The sequence below is a fragment of the Streptomyces sp. NPDC028289 genome (genome assembly GCF_055565975.1).
In genome coordinates, this window is sequence record NZ_JBVHTI010000002.1 from 747,715 (window position 1) to 762,972 (window position 15,258).

The window sequence follows — 15,258 nt, forward strand, 5'->3', positions numbered from 1 at the left end:
GGAGACCGACAGGAGGGACACGCGTGAATCTTCGGGCCCAGGTCGTGATCGTCGGCGGCGGGGTGATGGGCACCAGCATCGCCTGCCATCTCGCGAGGGCGGGCGTCCGCGACGTCGTCCTCGTCGAACGCGACGAACTCGCCGCCGGATCCACCTCGAAGGCCGCGGGCGGTGTGCGTGCCCAGTTCTCCGACGAGCTCAACATCCAGCTGGGCGCGCGCAGCTTAGAGGCCTTCGCCCGCTTCGGCGAGGAGATCGGGTACGACATCGGACTGCACCGCGTCGGCTACCTCTTTCTCCTTTCCACCCCCGAGGAGGTCGCCTCCTTCGAGGCGGGCGTCCGGCTGCAGAACCACCTCGGCGTGCCCAGCCGGATGCTCACCCCGAAGGAGGCGGCCCGGCTCTCCCCGCTGATCGCCACCGACGGACTGCTGGCCGCCGCCTACTCCCCGGACGACGGTCACTGCACGCCCGAGTCCGTCGTGCACGGCTACGCGGCCGCCGCCCGCGCCCACGGCGCCCGCGTCCTGCGCCACACCGAGGTCACCGGCGTCGAACGGGACGGCCCCTGCATCACCGCCGTGCACACCACTCTCGGCCGGATCGTCACCGAGACCGTGATCTGCGCGGCCGGCGCCTGGTCGCGGGCGGTCGGCGCGATGGCCGGCGTCGATCTGCCGGTGCAGCCGCTGCGCCGGCAGATCGCGGTCACCGAGCCGGTACCGGGACTGCCGCCGACGCTCCCGATGACGATCGACTTCACCACCAGCCTGTACTTCCACGCCGAGGGCCCAGGACTGCTGCTCGGCATGTCCGACCCCGACGAACGGCCGGGCTTCGCCACCGACACCCACGACCGGTGGATCCCGCGCCTGTACGCGGCGATGGAACGCCGCGCCCCGGCCCTGCTCGACCTGCGCCGCACCGGCGGCTGGGCGGGCCTGTACGAGAACACCCCCGACCACAACGCGCTGATCGGCGAGGCACCCTCGGTCTCCCGGTTCCTGTACGCCACCGGGTTCTCCGGCCACGGCTTCCTGCAGGCACCGGCGGTCGGCGAGGTGGTGCGCGACCTCTACCTGGGCCGCGCCCCCTTCCTGGACGTCCGCCCGCTCGGCGCCGGCCGGTTCGCGGCCGGCGCCCCACGTCCGGAGTCGAACCTCGTGTGAACGACGCTCAGTCCAGGATCGCCTCGTGCACCAGCCGGCGCAGGTCCGGGAAGACCTTCAGGGTCTTCGGCCGGAGCTGGGTGTGGAACTGCACGGTCAGGTCGTGGGTGGGGTCGACCCAGAACGCGGTGGTGGCCGCGCCGGTCCAGCCGTAGGCGCCGGGGCTGCTCGGGGAGAGGGTGCGGTCCGGGTCGATCACCACGGAGACGCCGAGGCCGAAGCCGAGCCCGTCGTTGCCGGGTTCCCGGTGGACCGGGGCGCCGTAGGTCCGCAGGTCGGCCCCGCCGGGCAGGTGGTTGGCGGCGAGCAGCCCGACCGAGGCGGGGGACAGCAGCCGGACGCCGTCCAGTTCGCCGCCCCGGCGCAGCATCTCCATGAAACGGTGGTAGTCGTACGCCGTGGCCGCGAGACCCCCGCTGCCGGACAGGAAGCGGGGGCGGCCGCGCAACGGCAGCCCGGGGATCACCTCGATGCCGCCGCCCTCCGTCTCGCCGTACAACTCCGAGAGCCGGTCGGCCTGTTCGGGCACGATGTGCAGGCCCGCGTCCGGCATGGCGAGCGGACGGAAGATCCGGTCCGCGAAGAACTCGTCGAGCCGCTGCCCGGAGGCCACCTCGACGACCCGGCTGAGCACGTTGAAGCCGACGGAGTAGTTCCACTGGGCGCCCGGCTCGAACTGGAGCGGCATCCGGGCGTACACCGCCATCGCCTCGGCGAGGTCCGCGCCCGACGGCACCGAGAACTCCAGGCCCGCCTCGCGGTAGCAGGCGTCCACGGGGTGCGTGTGGTAGAAGGCGAAGGTCAACCCGGCGGTGTGGGTGAGCAGATGGCGGATCCGGATCGGGCCGTCGGCCGGCCGGGTCACCATGTCGTCGCCCGAACCGGAGACGTGGACCCGCGGGGCGGCGAACTCCGGCAGGAAGCGGTCGACCGGGTCGTCCAGCGACAGCAGCCCGTCCTCCATGAGCAGCAGCACGGCGACCGCGGTGACCGGCTTGGTCATGGAGTAGACCCGCCAGATGGTGTCCGCCTCGACCGGCAGCCCGGCCGCGCGGTCGCGGTGGCCCTGGGCGGTGAGGTGGGCGACCCGGCCGCCGCGTGCCACGGCCACCAGGTAACCGGGCAGCCGCCCTTCGTCGACGTAGTGGGCGAAGTGCTGGTCGAGGCGGTCGAGCGCCTTCACGTCCAGCCCCACCTCACCGGGGTCGACTTCCTGTCGCAGCTGTGCCATCGCTCTCCTTGGGTCGTGTCGTCCGCGGTGCGGTCCGACCTCGGACCTCATCGTCGCGCAGGAAGAGGGGAACGGTCCCGCTCATCCACGTGTGGTGTGACGGACGCTATAGAGGGGACCCCGGAAACGGACGCGCCGCCGCCACGCCGAGCACGGCCGGGCGCCCGAGTCGTATGGCAGGTCATGATGGCTCATCAGTTCGTACATGCCCGCGCCGCCCCGCGCCGACTCCGGGCACACCCGGCTCGGCGCGGCACATTGTGCGCCCGGCGCGACCGCACTGTGGCCCGACGGCCACTCTCCGCGCACGGCCGGTTGGGTGCGGCACCGGCGTGCGATGGCCGGGGGACGTCCGAGAAGGGCGGGGAAGCGACGGCGGGAATGCCCGACGGACGCGGCGGGGTTCCACCTGACATGACCCAGGAAGCTCTTCTGAAGCTGCTCGGCGAAGGACACGACGGGGTGCTGGTCACCCTCAAGAGCGACGGACGCCCCCAGCTGTCCAACGTCAACCACGCCTACGACCCGGACGAGCGGACCGTGCGCGTGTCGATCACCGACGACCGCGCCAAGACCCGCAACCTGCGCCGCGACCCCCGCGCCTCGTACCACGTCACGAGCCCCGACCGCTGGGCCTACACGGTCGCCGAGGGCATCGCCGAGCTGTCGCCGGTGGCGGAGGACCCGTACGACGCGACCGTCGAGGAGCTGATCCGCCTCTACCGCGACGTCCGCGGCGAGCACCCCGACTGGGACGACTACCGCGCCGCGATGGTCCGCGACCGCCGGCTGGTGCTGCGGCTGCGCGTGGAGCGGGCGTACGGCATGCCGCGCGCCTGACGGGGCCTAGGACCTGTGGTGCAGGGCGATCGGCCGATGGCCGCGCGAGCGGCGCACACCTAGGCTGCGGAGGAGGAAACGGCAGCTCGGGAAGAGGTCACGATGTCCGTCAACGGCCGTAGTCACATCCGGATCGCCCGGCCCTCCCGGGACCTGGCGGTGGCCGAGCGGTTCTGGGTGCGGGGGTTGGGGCTCGGTGTGCTGTGGCGGGCCGAGGGCGGGCCGGAACCCGGCGAGCACGACCTGCTGATGCTGGGCTGGCCGGACGCCGACTGGCATCTGGAACTGGTGCACGAGCCCGCCCGGCCCGTGGAGCCCCGGCCCACCGAGGAGGACCTGCTGGTCGTCTACGTCGACGGGCCGGTGCCGGCGGACCTGGTCGCCCGGCTGGAGGAGCACGGCGGCAAGCGGGTGCCCTCGCCGAACCCGTACTGGAACCGGTGGGGCGTCACGGTCGAGGACCCGGACGGGTACCGGCTGGTGCTCTGCGAGCGCGGCTGGTCCAACGCGTGACGCGAGGTCCTTGCCGTCCCGGCCTCCCGGGACTAGCCTCCGCGCGTGATCAATGGGGCACATGTGGTGATCTACACCCGCGACGCCGAGGCGGACCGGGCCTTTTTGAGGGACGTGCTGGACTGGCCGCACGTCGACGTGGGGCACGGCTGGCTGATCTTCCGGCTGCCGCCGGCCGAGGTGGCGTGCCATCCGGCCGACGGCGAGCCCTCGCACGAACTGATGCTGATGTGCGACGACCTGGACGAGACGGTCACCGAACTCACCGGCAAGGGAGTTGAGTTCAGCCGACCTGTCCAGGTCGCGGCCTGGGGCCGGGTGACGGGCTTCCGGTTGCCGGGCGGAGGCGAGGTCGCCTTGTACGAGCCGCGTCACCCGCGCGCCTAGCACCGGTCTCCTCCCGTACCCAGGTCTCCAGCCACTGCGTGAACTCTGCCGCCTTGTCCGGCCAGTTGAAGTGGGTGAGGGCCGCCTCACGGCCGCGCTGGGCCGCGGTGTGACGCAGGATCGCGTCGGTGCTCAGCCTGCGGATCGCCTCCGCCGCAGCCCGCGGATCCTCGTACGGGACGACGAGCCCGCAGCCGTGCCGCTCCACCATGTCCGCGGCCAGCGGGGTGGGCGTGGTGATGACGGGGACGCCGTGGGCCATGTACTCCACGACCTTGGTGGGCCGGGAATGGCGGTAGTTGGGCTGGTCGTGCAGGAGGGAGAGGCCGGCCAGGGCGCCCGGGAACAGGGCGAGGGCACGGTCGTTGGGCAGGAAGCCGTGCCAGCGCAGGACGCCGTCCCGGTTGGCGGCCGTGAGCGCGTCCCGGACGTCGGGGTCGGCCGCGCCGGCCACCTCGACGCGCAGGCCGGGGCCCAGGTGCCGGGCCGTCTCTATCAGGTCCAGCGCGCCGCGCGCCCGTGACAGGTGACCGACGTAGACGACCCGTTCGGTGCCCGGCGGTTCCGGTGCCGTGGTCGGGGCGGTGGTGAAGTTCGGTACCACGGGATGGCTGCGGCGGAACCGCTCCTGGTAGGCGTCCTCGGCGAGCAGCAGTCGCAGATGCCGCTCCGCCAGCCGTTCGGCCGCGCGGACACCGAGCCGCAGCGGTGGCCGCAGCGCTCCCGGCACCCAGCGTTTCATGGCGAGCGCGGCCGCGGTGTCCTCGTGCACGTCCCAGACGACCACCGGACCGGTGCCGGACCGCCGCCAGCGGCGCAGGGTGCCGGGGAGGGCCAGCAGCAGCTCCGGGTCGTGCAGCAGGATCAGGTCCGCCTCGTGGCCGCGCCGGGCCAGCAGGGTCCGGGCCGCGCCCACGGCCGCGCGGCGGCTGCGGCCCGCGGCCCGCGGCAGGTCGATGCCTTCGAGGTCCGGGCGGGGCCGCACCTCGCGGGCCGAGAACGGCGCCGCGTAGACGACGTGGTGTCCGCGGTCCCGCAGCGCGGTGATCTGCCGGTGCAGGATGCGCGCGTCCTCGGGGTGGTGGACGACGGTGACGACGAGTATCCGCATCTGAGCGCCTTTCGGCTCCGTGGCTCGGAGCCCTTCGACTCCGAGCCACGGAAGGGGAGTTGCTACACGGGTCGGCTACAGCACCTCGACGCCGGGCCGGAAGATCCGCCCCCGGGTGTCGAAGAGCAGGCGGGCCTCGTCGCCGAGGGCCGGGAGGTCGTAGGCGGAGTGGTCCTGGAGCAGGATCGTCAGGTCGTGCGACCGCACCGCGGCCATGACGTCCGTGACCCGCGGCACGGCCTCCCCGTCCACGAACCAGGCAGGTACGAACGGGTCGTGGAAGGCGATCTCGGCCTCCCGCTCCCGCAGCAGCCGGGCCACCGGCACCGCCGGTGCCTCGCGCTGGTCGGCGACGTCCGGCTTGTAGGTGACGCCGAGGAGCAGCACCCGGGAGCCGTGCAGCGCCCGGCCCTCGTGGTTGAGCAGGTCCTGGGCGCGCCGGACGACGTATTCCGGCATGTGCGCGTTGATCTCCCGGGCGAGTTCCACGAACCGGAACTCGTAGCCGATCGAACGCACTTTGTAAGACAGGTAGTTGGGGTCGATCGGGATGCAGTGCCCGCCCACCCCGGCGCTCGGCCGGAAGGGCTGGAAACCGAACGGCTTCGTCCCGGCGCAGCGGATCGCGTCCCACACGTCGACGTGCAACTCGCGGCAGAGGATGGCCAGTTCGTTGACCAGGGCGATGTTGACGTGCCGGTAGGTGTTCTCCAGGAGCTTGGCCATCTCGGCCTCGCGGGTGCCCTTCGCCTGCACGACCGTGTCGACGAGCTTGCCGTAGAAGGCGGCGGCCTTCGCCGCACACGCCGGGGTGCAGCCGCCGACCACCTTGGGTGTCTGGCGCAGCCCGTGCGTGGTGTTGCCCGGGTCGATGCGCTCCGGTGAGAAGGCCAGCGCGAAGTCCTCGCCGGCCCGCAGCCCCGACTCCTCCAGGAGCGGCCTGACGATCTCCTCGGTGGTGCCCGGATAGGTGGTCGACTCCAGGACGACGAGCCGCCCGCGGCGCAGCCGGCCCGCCACCGCCCGCGCGGCGGAGGTCACCGCGCTCAGGTCGGGGCCGCCGTCCTCGCTGAGCGGGGTCGGCACGCAGATCACCACGGTCTGCGCCCGGTCCAGGCACTTGTCGTCGGTGTACGCGGTGAACCCGGCCGCCCGCATCCGGGCGACGTCCTCGTCGGAGACGTCGTCCACATGGGAGTGCCCGGCGTTGAGGCCCTCCACGACCCGTGGGTCGAGGTCGAGCCCGGCCACTCTCAGGCCGACCAGCGACGCCTCCCGCGCGAGCGGGAGCCCGACGTAGCCGAGTCCGATGACGGCCAGTTCGTAACTGTCGGTCTGTTCCTCATCCCCGAGCGATGCGCTCGATTCCCCGAGCGGTACGGCCTTTTCGACCTGCATAGGGATTCACTCCGCCCTCGACGGCAGCAACGGCAGACGCCGTATGGATCCGAAGAGCCCGGACGGTGAGCGGTTCCGGGCGCGGGGTCTCAGACACATCCAAGAGCGCGGTACGCGTCTCGGGTCGTGGCAGCGACCCTTTTCCAGGTGCGTTCACGCGCCACCAGCGCGCGGGCGGATGCTCCCCATTCATGCCGCCGATTTCGACTGTAGAGCAATACTTCGAGAGCTTCTGCCCAAGCCTGCGGAGATTCAGGCGGGATCAGCCGTCCGTTCACTTCGTCTTTCACCAGTTCTCGTAGGGCTGTGACATCACTGGCCGCCACGGGAAGACCGCTCGCCATCGCTTCGACCGGCTTGAGTGGGGTGACCAGATGGCAGACCCGTTCGTCGGTGCGCGGCACCGCGAAGACGTCCAGAACAGCGTGGTAGGCGCGCACTTGGTGGTGCGGCACACGTCCGGTGAACAGGGCGGCGCCGGAGCCCAGCCCGAGCCGTTCGGCCAGTGCCTGGAGCCTGCCGCGCTCGGGCCCGTCGCCGACGATCAGCAGCCGCAGCGGGACACCCCGACGGCGCAGTTCGGCACCCGCATGGAGCAATGTTCCGATTCCCTCGTGTGGAGTAAGGCTGCTCACGGTGCCCACCACGAAGTCGTCCGCCGCGATGCCGAGCCGGGCACGCAGTTCCGCCCCGTCCGGCGGCGGCGCGAGAAAGGCGTCGTCCACCGCGTTGGGCACGATCAGGACCCGCTCCCCGGGCACCCCGCGGGCCACGATCTCGGCCCTCATCGCCGCGCCCAGCGTCAGCACCAGATCGGCCCCGCGCATGCAGTACGTCTCCAGGGCACGCCGGGCCCGGTACGACGGGTCGTCCGCACTGCGGCCGGGCGCCTGGGTCAGCCAGGTCTCCTCCAGGAACCCCCGCACCTCGTACACCACCGGCAGCCCGTAGGTCTCCCGCAGGGCCAGCGCCACCCGCCCGTTGCCGTGGTCGGTGGCCGCGTGCAGCACCGCCGGCCGCAGCCGCTCCACCAGGCGCCCGGCCAGCTCGGCGTTGCGGGCCAGGACCGCCCCCTGGCCGTAGGGCAGCCCGTACGGCAGCAGCCGGTGCTGCGGCACCCCGTTCACGACCTGCGACGGGCGGGCGTCCAGGACGCCCTGCGCCACCGGGAACCCGATCCGGGTCACCACGTGCGGGTCGAGCCCGGCGGCCCGCTGGGCCTCGGCGAGGGCCTGGGTGCGCACGGTGTAGCCGGCGTGTTTGAACGGCAGCCCGTTGGTGACCAGATGGAGCACCCGGCCCGGCTCGGGCCGCACCGCCCGCCCGGCGGGCGCCGGTACCCGGGCAGCGGACGGGGCGGCGGCGGGCCCGGCCGTACGGGCCCGGGCCGCGAGCCGCTTCTCCACAGGCAGCAGCCGGCGCCGCACCCGCCCCGGCAGCAGCCGTACGCCGAGCAGCGCGGCCCGGGCGGGGTCGTGCCGCAACTCGCCCCAGGCGACGGATGCGGCCAAGCTGAGTGCACGGGGGAACCGCAGCACACCACGCGGCAGGTACCGGGACGGACGTCGGGCCATGTCGCCAAGGTAGGCCGACAGAGCGGAGAACGTACGACATGAACGGCCGCGTACTCCATGTCGTAGGGACCAGGCCGAACTTCGTGAAGGCCGCGCCCGTCGTCGCCGCCCTGCGCGCGACCGGGCACGACCAGGTCCTGGTGCACACCGGTCAGCACTACGACGAACGGATGTCGCACGTCTTCTTCCGGGAGCTGGGCCTGCCCGCCCCGGACACCGACCTCGGCGTCGGCTCCGGCAGCCACGCCAGGCAGACCGCAGACCTGCTGGTGGCCCTGGAGGGCGAGCTGCTCGCCCGCGCCCCGGCCCTGGTCGTCGTCTACGGCGACGTGAACTCCACCCTGGCCGCGGCCCTGGTCGCCGCCAAGCTGGGCATCCCGGTCGCCCATGTGGAGGCGGGGCTGCGCAGCTTCGACATGGCGATGCCGGAGGAGGTCAACCGGCGCCTGGTCGACCAGCTCGCCGAGCTGCTCTTCGTCACCAGCCCGGAAGCCGTCGGACACCTCGCCCGCGAGGGCGTCGACCCGGGTCGGGTGCACTTCGTCGGCAACCCCATGATCGACACCCTGCTCACCCATCTGGAGCATTTCGACCCGGCCGCCGCCCGCACCGCCCACGCGCTGCCCGAGCGGTACGGCGTGGTCACCCTGCACCGCCCGGCCAACGTCGACGACCCCGAGGCCGCCGCGGCCGCCGCCCGGGCCCTCACCGAGGCCGCCGGCCACCTCGACCTCGCCGTCCCCCTGCACCCGCGCGGCCGGGAGGCGCTGCGCAAGGCGGGCCTCGCCGACGCGCCCGGCATCCATCTCCTCGAACCGCTCGGCTACGTCGAGTTCATGGGCCTGGTCCGCGGGGCCGCCGCCGTGATCACCGACTCGGGCGGCGTCCAGGAGGAGACCACCGTGCTCGGCGTGCCCTGCCTGACGCTGCGCACCACGACCGAACGCCCGGTCACCGTCACCCACGGCACCAACCGCCTGGTCCGGCACAGCGAACTGGTGCCCGCCCTGCGCAAGGTCCTCGACGGGCAGACGGCGGCCGACCCCGAGGGACCACCGCTGTGGGACGGCAAGGCCGGCCCCCGCATCGCCCGTGTGCTCACCGAGTGGCTGGAGCGCCATGACTGACGCCACCCGTACCTACCCCGAAGCCCCTCTGACCTACTGGGACACCCGGCACCGCGAACGCGACGACCTCGCCTCCGGCGGCCACATCGGCCTGGACCGGCCCGGCAACGAGATCTTCTACGCGATCCGGCTCGGCCAGCTCCTCACCCTGATCGGCGACCTGTCCAGCCCCGCCTCCCCGCTGTTCGTCCTCGACGCCGGCTGCGGCAAGGGGCACTTCGCCCGCTCCCTCGCCCGCTGCGGCCACCACGTCGACGCCTTCGACGCCAGCGAGGAGGCCGTCACCCACGCGCGGTCCGAGGGCGGCGGCCCCCGCTTCACCGTCGCCGCCCTCGACGAGTGGCGCAGCCCCTGGCTCTACGACGTGGTGATGTGCGTGGACGTCCTCTTCCACGTCCTGGACGACGCGCAGTGGGCCGCGAGCCTGCGCAACCTCGCCTCGCTCGTCCGGATCACCGGCCGGCTGATCGTCACCGACGAGAACACCGACGAACCCGTCCCGCGCGGCGACTACATCCTGCACCGGCCGATCGCCGCCTACCGCGAGGAACTCGATCCCCTGGGCCTGCGCCACACCCTCTTCCGGCCCTACGGCTTCCGCGAGAACCGGGTCGGCTTCCATGTCTTCACAAGGACCCGCTGATGCGCCTGACCGATCTGCTCCACCCGCACCTGGACGACGTGACCTCGGTCGTGGACGCGACGAGCGGCGGCCTGTGTCTGGACCCCTATCTGCACCTGCCGCCCGGCGTCGAGCTGCGGCGGCACGAGGAACCCGTCGGCGAAGGGGAGCTGATGCTCCTCTGCTACGGACCCGACCCCGCCCTGCACGGCGCCGAGGCGGACTGTCTGGCCGCACTGGAACGGATGCGGCCCGGCGGCCGCGGCCTGATCGTCTTCGGCCACCCCGGCACCGACCTGCCCTACCACCGGCTCCTCGACGCCCTGGTGGCACACCGCTGCCAGGTGCTGCACGCCGCCTCGCTCGGCTACACCCACCTGCACGCCGGGGCGGTGTTCGCCTGCACCGAGGAACTCCTGCCCCCGCACGACTGGTTCGGCCGCCCGCTGCCGGCCGACGGCTTCGCCACCGCCCTGAGGATCGCCGACGAGTACGTCCTGGCCGACTTCGTCTCCCGCTCCCAGCGGGCCCGCCTGATCGACCTGGAGCGGGCCGCCGAGGACACCGCCCGCGCCCTGGAGACCGCCCGCGAGGACGGCCTCGCCGAACGGCTCGCCGCCGCCCTGCGGGACAAGGACCAGCTCTCCTCCGCGCTGCGCCGGGCCCGGGAGCGGACCGGCGTGCTGGAGGCGCGGGTGTCCATGCTGGAGGGCTCCACCTCGCTCCGGGTCGGCAAGGCACTGGTGTCGGCGGCCCGGTCGCCGAAGCGCCGCGCGGCCCGGCTGCCGGGCGAGCTGTACGGGCTGTGGCGGCAGCGGAAGGCCAAGGGCCGCCCCGCCGGCTCCCGGGCCGCCGTCTCAGCCCCTGCCTTCGCGCCGGAGCCGCACGCCGACGACCGCTTCCACCTCTCCCACCGCGCCCTGTCCGTCGTGCCCCGCGACCGGCTGGTGATCACCGGCGTGCTCACGGACGGCACCGCCCAGGACTTCGCGGCGGACGCGGTGGTCAGCCGGGTGCTGCCGCACGACGGGCGGCTGCTGGTCGAGCGCACCGACCCGGACGTCTTCCTCGTCCAGCTGAGCGCCTGTGCGGCCCAGGACGGGCCCTGGTCGCTCACCGGCACCGGGCTCGCCCCCGACCTGGACCGGCGGCTCGCCGAACTGGTCTCCCGGGCAAGGGGGCTGGGCCGTACCGCGGTGCTGTGGCGGGACGGCCCGGCGTCGTCCGCCCCGGGGCTGTCCCTGCTGCCCTGGGACACCGTCCTCGACGGCGACACCGGGACGGCGCTCTTCCGCCTCGACCCGGTCACCGACGGCCGGGACCGGCTCCGGGACGTCTTCGTGCAGGACAGCACCCGGGTCCGGCTGGCCCGGCTCGCCGCCCTCACCGGCGGCCCCGACCCGCTCGCCGAGCGCCGGATCGCCGTCCTCGCCGCGCCCCGGGACGCCACCGACGTGGCCCGGCTCGTCGCCCAGGCGCTCGGCCAGCTGCACCGGCCGGCCGAGGTGGTCGTCGCCGACCCGGCGGGCCTCGCCCTCGACGAACTCACCGCCGCCTCGGTCGCCGTGCACGCCGGACCGCCCACCGCACCCTGGGTCGCCGACTGGACGGACCTGACCGAGGACCGCCCGGACACCCTCCTCCTCGACCTGCTCTGCGCCCAGGAGTTCTCGGGCGCCGACGCGGTGGGCCACACCCCCGCCGCCGACGACTACGCCTTCGTACCGGCCCTGAAGCCGCTGCTCGTGCGCCGGTCCCTCCTCGACACCGGCACCCCGCCGGACACCTGGTCGCGGGCCGGGCACCGCCTGTTCGCCGTGCGTGGAAAGGAACCGTCATGACCCGCACCCTCAGGGCGCTCGTCTACGGCGACGTGGACCTCAACCTCATCGACGGCTCCGCCGTCTGGGCCCAGTCGACGGTCCAGGCCCTGTCCCGCGTGGGCTGCCGGACCCGCCTCGTCCTCAAGGCCCCGGTCGAGACGGGCAGGCTGACCGACCCCCTCGCAGGCCTGCCCGGGGTCACCGTGGTGCGGCCGTACGAGGAACACCTCGTCCCCGGCCAGGGCGCGCACCCCCTCTCGCCCTTCCAGGCCTCGCAGCTGCTCGCCCGGCTGGACGCGGAGGAGCCCTGCGACCTGCTGGTGCTGCGCGGCCGCCGGCTGGTCAAGCAGATCGTCGGCGACGGCGCCTTCGAGGGCCGGATCTGGGCCTACCTCACCGACATCCCGCAGTCCCCGGCCGACATGACCGAGGAGGCCCGCGCCGACCTCGCCCGGATCGCCGCGGCCTCCCGGCAACTCCTGTGCCAGACCGAGGAGTTGCGCTGTTTTCTGGAGGCCTGGGTGCCGGAGGCCTGCGGCCGGTCCGTGCTCTGCCCGCCCGCGGTGCCCGAGCCGGGCTTCCCGGTCCCGGCCCGTAACGGCCTGCACGATCCCGTACGCCTCGTCTACACCGGCAAGTTCGCGCCCCGCTGGAACACCCTGCCCATGACCCGGCTGCCCGCGATGCTGGCCGAACGCGGCATCAGGACCGAACTGCACGCCGTCGGCGACAAGATCCACAAGGACCCGGGCCACCCCGGCTTCGACACCGCCATGGCCGAGGCGCTGCGCACCACCCCCGAGGTCGTCCACCACGGCGGCGTACCGCGCGAGGAGGCCATGCGCCTCGCCGCCGACTGCGACCTCGGCCTCGGCTGGCGCGACGCCTCCCTCGACGCCAGCCTCGAACTCTCCACCAAAGTACTGGAGTTCGGCTCCCTCGGCCTGCCCGTCGTGCTCAACCGCACCCCCGCCCACGAGGCCCTGCTCGGCGCCGACTACCCCCTGTTCGTCCCGGGCACCGCCACCCTCGCGGACGCGGCGGACGCCGTCTGTCTCGCCGTACGCGACACCGCCGCCCGGCACCTCGCCGCCGACCGGTGCGCGGCGGCCGCCCGGGAGTACACCATGGAGGCCGCGGCGGCCCGCTGGCGCGGCCACCTCGACCGCGCCTTCCCCGCCGCACCCGCCGCCGTCGCCGACCGGGCCCGCCCGCTGCGGGTCGGTGTCGCCGGCCACGACCTGAAGTTCCTCACCCGTCTCCTCGACCACCTCCGCGCGCTGCCCGGCCTCGACGTCCGGATCGACGCCTGGCCCGCGCTCGCCCGGCACGACGTCGCCGCCAGCCGCGAACTCGCCGCCTGGGCCGACGTGGTGGTCGTCGAGTGGTGCGGCCCGGCGGCCATCTGGTACAGCCGCCACAAGCGGCGCGGCAGCCGGCTGATCGTGCGCCTGCACCGCTTCGAACTCGACGCCGGATACCCGCGGCAGGTCGACATCGACGCCGTCGACCGGGTGGTGTGCGTCAGCCCCTACTACGCCCGCGCCACCCGGGACCGCACCGGCTGGCCCGCGGCGAAGATCACCACGATCGGCAACTGGGTCGACGTCGACCAGCTCGACCGGCCCAAGGCGCCCGGCGCCCGCCACCGGTTGGGCATGATCGGCATCGCGCCCAGCCGTAAACGCCTCGACCTCGGCCTCGACGTCCTCGAAGCACTCCGCGCCCGCGACCGGCGCTGGCACCTCTCGGTCAAGTCCAAGCCGCCGTGGGAGTACTGGTGGATCTGGAACAAGCCCGAGGAACGCGAGCACTACGACGCGATCCTGCGCCGCATGCAGACCTCGCCGCTCCTCGAAGGGGCCGTCGTCTTCGACCAGTTCGGCCCCGACGTCCCCAACTGGCTGCGCCGCATCGGCCACGTGCTCTCCACCAGCGACGACGAGAGCTTCCACCTCTCCCCGGCCGAGGGCATGGCCTCCGGCGCCGTACCCGCGCTGCTGCCGTGGCCGGGCGCCGACGAGATCTACGACCGGCGCTGGATCCACGACACCCCCGAGGCGATGGCCGACGCGATCACCGGCCTCGCCGAACAGGAGGACTGGCAGTCCGCCGGGGCGGCGGCCCGCGAACAGGTGCGGGAGGGGTTCTCGCTGGAGCGGGTGGCCGGGGAGTGGACGGAGCTGCTGGTGTCCGGGTGAGGCCAGGCGGGACACGCGGTGCCCGAGGACCCCGCGTCCGGCGGTTTCGCCGGGAGGGGCGTCAGGCCGCCGACTCCGGCCGGCCGGCCGGCTCGGGCAGCAGGCGGGCGCTGAGGCGGTCCGGGCTCGGCCAGCGGACGTCGTGGGCCCAGCCCAGTTTCTCGAAGATCCGGATCAGACGTGCCGACGGGTCGATCTGGCCCGGCAGTACACCGTGGCGTGCGCCCGTGGGGTCGGCGTGATGCGAGTTGTGCCAGCTCTCCCCGAAGGACAGCAGGGCGAGCGGCCAGAAGTTGGTTGCCTTGTCCCGGCTGGCGAACGGGCGCCTGCCGGCGACGTGGCAGACCGAGTTCACCGACCAGGTGACGTGGTGCAGCAGCGCCATCCGCATGACGCCGGCCCAGAAGAACCCGGTCAGCGCACCGGCCCAGGTGCCGGTGACGAGCCCGCCGACCAGTGCGGGGGCCAGGAGGGAGACGACGGTCAGCGGCCCGAAGAGCCGGCCGACGATCCGCAGGTCGCGGTCGGCGTCGATGTCGGGCGCGAACCTGGCCCGGTTGCTCAGCTCGCGCTTGAGCATCCAGCCGATGTGCGCGTGCAGCAGCCCCTTGAGCAGCGCGCGCGTGTCGGTTCCGAAGCGCCACGGCGAGTGCGGGTCGCCCTCGCGGTCGGCGAAGGCGTGGTGGCGGCGGTGGTTCGCCACCCACTGCACCGGCGAGCCCTCGACCCCCAGCGAACCCGCGACCGCCAGAGCGATGCGCAGACCCCGCTTCGCCTTGAACGAGCGGTGCGTGAAGAGGCGGTGATAGCCCACCGTGAGGCCGAAGCCGGACACCAGATAGGCGACCAGGGCCATCGTGACGTCCAGCGCCGACAGCCCCCGCCCCCACAGCAGCGGCACCGCGACGACCAGGCAGATCAGCGGGCCGACCACGAAGATCCACATCGCGACGCCGGCCGCGGCGTTCTGCGGGGCGTCGAGCAGCGGCCTGACTCCGGCCGCGGTGTCGGCGTCGCCCTCGGCGACGGTCTGTTCAGAACGGTCAGCTGTGCTCGGGCTCATCGGTTCCCCGCCGTTGCTCGAGGTTGTCGGACATGGTGCCGCCTACGGCACACCATCGCAGCGAACGGCATCCCCGCAGGTCATCGCTCATGTCCAGGGTGTGAACGGCGTGGGACCAAATCTCCTTGAGCGGCGGCGACGGTCCGCCCGGGCGCCGGCCCGGGCGGACGTGTGCCTGCTTCGCGGTACGGACGGGCCC

13 protein-coding genes are annotated in these 15,258 nt (G+C 73.3%); 8 read left to right on the plus strand and 5 right to left on the minus strand.

Annotation, left to right across the window (positions count from 1 at the left end; all coding sequences use genetic code 11):
* The first annotated feature begins 23 nt into the window (after positions 1-23).
* Positions 24-1,169, plus strand: coding sequence for an NAD(P)/FAD-dependent oxidoreductase (locus ACZ4UV_RS11260; RefSeq protein WP_390037363.1), 1,146 nt, complete (start codon positions 24-26; stop codon positions 1,167-1,169).
* Positions 1,170-1,176: 7 nt separating this feature from the next.
* On the opposite strand, the gene ACZ4UV_RS11265 is transcribed toward ACZ4UV_RS11260, so the two are convergent.
* The gene (locus ACZ4UV_RS11265) at positions 1,177-2,400 is read right to left on the minus strand and encodes a serine hydrolase domain-containing protein (protein ID WP_467837461.1); all 1,224 of its coding nucleotides are present in this window, start codon (positions 2,398-2,400) and stop codon (positions 1,177-1,179) included.
* A 414-nt stretch (positions 2,401-2,814) separates the two neighbouring features.
* On the opposite strand from ACZ4UV_RS11265, the gene ACZ4UV_RS11270 reads away from it, so the two are divergent.
* The 3 genes from ACZ4UV_RS11270 (at position 2,815) to ACZ4UV_RS11280 (ending at position 4,140) form a co-directional block, all read left to right on the plus strand.
* Positions 2,815-3,240 (plus strand): PPOX class F420-dependent oxidoreductase, encoded by a 426-nt coding sequence (locus ACZ4UV_RS11270; RefSeq protein WP_390037359.1) that lies wholly within the window; start codon positions 2,815-2,817, stop codon positions 3,238-3,240.
* A 102-nt stretch (positions 3,241-3,342) separates the two neighbouring features.
* On the plus strand, positions 3,343-3,753 hold the full coding sequence (locus ACZ4UV_RS11275; protein WP_451018967.1) for a VOC family protein: 411 nt from the start codon (positions 3,343-3,345) through the stop codon (positions 3,751-3,753).
* Between the two features lie 45 nt (positions 3,754-3,798).
* Positions 3,799-4,140, plus strand: a complete 342-nt coding sequence (locus ACZ4UV_RS11280; RefSeq protein WP_451018968.1) for a VOC family protein — start codon at positions 3,799-3,801, stop codon at positions 4,138-4,140.
* On the opposite strand, the gene ACZ4UV_RS11285 is transcribed toward ACZ4UV_RS11280, so the two are convergent.
* The 3 genes from ACZ4UV_RS11285 to ACZ4UV_RS11295 all read right to left on the minus strand — a co-directional run bounded on the left by ACZ4UV_RS11285 (position 4,037) and on the right by ACZ4UV_RS11295 (position 8,223).
* Positions 4,037-5,251 (minus strand): glycosyltransferase, encoded by a 1,215-nt coding sequence (locus ACZ4UV_RS11285; protein WP_467837464.1) that lies wholly within the window; start codon positions 5,249-5,251, stop codon positions 4,037-4,039. The genes ACZ4UV_RS11280 and ACZ4UV_RS11285 overlap by 104 nt on opposite strands.
* 75 nt (positions 5,252-5,326) lie before the next feature.
* Positions 5,327-6,649 carry a nucleotide sugar dehydrogenase gene (locus ACZ4UV_RS11290; RefSeq protein ID WP_451018970.1) on the minus strand — a complete coding sequence of 441 codons (1,323 nt, stop codon included), beginning with the start codon at positions 6,647-6,649 and terminating at the stop codon, positions 5,327-5,329.
* Between the two features lie 89 nt (positions 6,650-6,738).
* Positions 6,739-8,223 carry a glycosyltransferase family 4 protein gene (locus ACZ4UV_RS11295; protein WP_467837466.1) on the minus strand — a complete coding sequence of 495 codons (1,485 nt, stop codon included), beginning with the start codon at positions 8,221-8,223 and terminating at the stop codon, positions 6,739-6,741.
* Positions 8,224-8,261: 38 nt separating this feature from the next.
* Between ACZ4UV_RS11295 and wecB the strand changes: the two genes are divergently transcribed.
* From wecB to ACZ4UV_RS11315, 4 genes are read left to right on the plus strand one after another with little or no spacing between them, the layout of a single operon-like run.
* The gene (gene wecB, locus ACZ4UV_RS11300; protein ID WP_467837467.1) at positions 8,262-9,350 is read left to right on the plus strand and encodes a non-hydrolyzing UDP-N-acetylglucosamine 2-epimerase; all 1,089 of its coding nucleotides are present in this window, start codon (positions 8,262-8,264) and stop codon (positions 9,348-9,350) included.
* Positions 9,343-9,993, plus strand: a complete 651-nt coding sequence (locus ACZ4UV_RS11305; RefSeq protein ID WP_451021283.1) for a class I SAM-dependent methyltransferase — start codon at positions 9,343-9,345, stop codon at positions 9,991-9,993. The genes wecB and ACZ4UV_RS11305 overlap by 8 nt, the downstream gene beginning before the upstream one ends.
* The gene (locus ACZ4UV_RS11310) at positions 9,993-11,813 is read left to right on the plus strand and encodes a hypothetical protein (protein WP_451021282.1); all 1,821 of its coding nucleotides are present in this window, start codon (positions 9,993-9,995) and stop codon (positions 11,811-11,813) included. The genes ACZ4UV_RS11305 and ACZ4UV_RS11310 overlap by 1 nt, the downstream gene beginning before the upstream one ends.
* Positions 11,810-13,996: a glycosyltransferase gene (locus ACZ4UV_RS11315; RefSeq protein ID WP_451021281.1), complete on the plus strand. Its 2,187-nt coding sequence runs from the start codon at positions 11,810-11,812 to the stop codon at positions 13,994-13,996. The genes ACZ4UV_RS11310 and ACZ4UV_RS11315 overlap by 4 nt, the downstream gene beginning before the upstream one ends.
* A 61-nt stretch (positions 13,997-14,057) precedes the next feature.
* On the opposite strand, the gene ACZ4UV_RS11320 is transcribed toward ACZ4UV_RS11315, so the two are convergent.
* Positions 14,058-15,059 carry an acyl-CoA desaturase gene (locus ACZ4UV_RS11320; RefSeq protein WP_451021280.1) on the minus strand — a complete coding sequence of 334 codons (1,002 nt, stop codon included), beginning with the start codon at positions 15,057-15,059 and terminating at the stop codon, positions 14,058-14,060.
* Positions 15,060-15,258 lie beyond the last annotated feature (199 nt).

Coding starts and splice junctions, on each gene's coding strand:
- wecB (WP_467837467.1), top strand. CDS start 8,262: ATGAACGGCCGCGTACTCCATGTCGTAGGGACCAGGCCGAACTTCGTG.
- ACZ4UV_RS11295 (WP_467837466.1), bottom strand. CDS start 8,223: ATGGCCCGACGTCCGTCCCGGTACCTGCCGCGTGGTGTGCTGCGGTTC.
- ACZ4UV_RS11270 (WP_390037359.1), top strand. CDS start 2,815: ATGACCCAGGAAGCTCTTCTGAAGCTGCTCGGCGAAGGACACGACGGG.
- ACZ4UV_RS11285 (WP_467837464.1), bottom strand. CDS start 5,251: ATGCGGATACTCGTCGTCACCGTCGTCCACCACCCCGAGGACGCGCGC.
- ACZ4UV_RS11265 (WP_467837461.1), bottom strand. CDS start 2,400: ATGGCACAGCTGCGACAGGAAGTCGACCCCGGTGAGGTGGGGCTGGAC.
- ACZ4UV_RS11320 (WP_451021280.1), bottom strand. CDS start 15,059: ATGAGCCCGAGCACAGCTGACCGTTCTGAACAGACCGTCGCCGAGGGC.
- ACZ4UV_RS11305 (WP_451021283.1), top strand. CDS start 9,343: ATGACTGACGCCACCCGTACCTACCCCGAAGCCCCTCTGACCTACTGG.
- ACZ4UV_RS11310 (WP_451021282.1), top strand. CDS start 9,993: ATGCGCCTGACCGATCTGCTCCACCCGCACCTGGACGACGTGACCTCG.
- ACZ4UV_RS11315 (WP_451021281.1), top strand. CDS start 11,810: ATGACCCGCACCCTCAGGGCGCTCGTCTACGGCGACGTGGACCTCAAC.
- ACZ4UV_RS11290 (WP_451018970.1), bottom strand. CDS start 6,649: ATGCAGGTCGAAAAGGCCGTACCGCTCGGGGAATCGAGCGCATCGCTC.
- ACZ4UV_RS11275 (WP_451018967.1), top strand. CDS start 3,343: ATGTCCGTCAACGGCCGTAGTCACATCCGGATCGCCCGGCCCTCCCGG.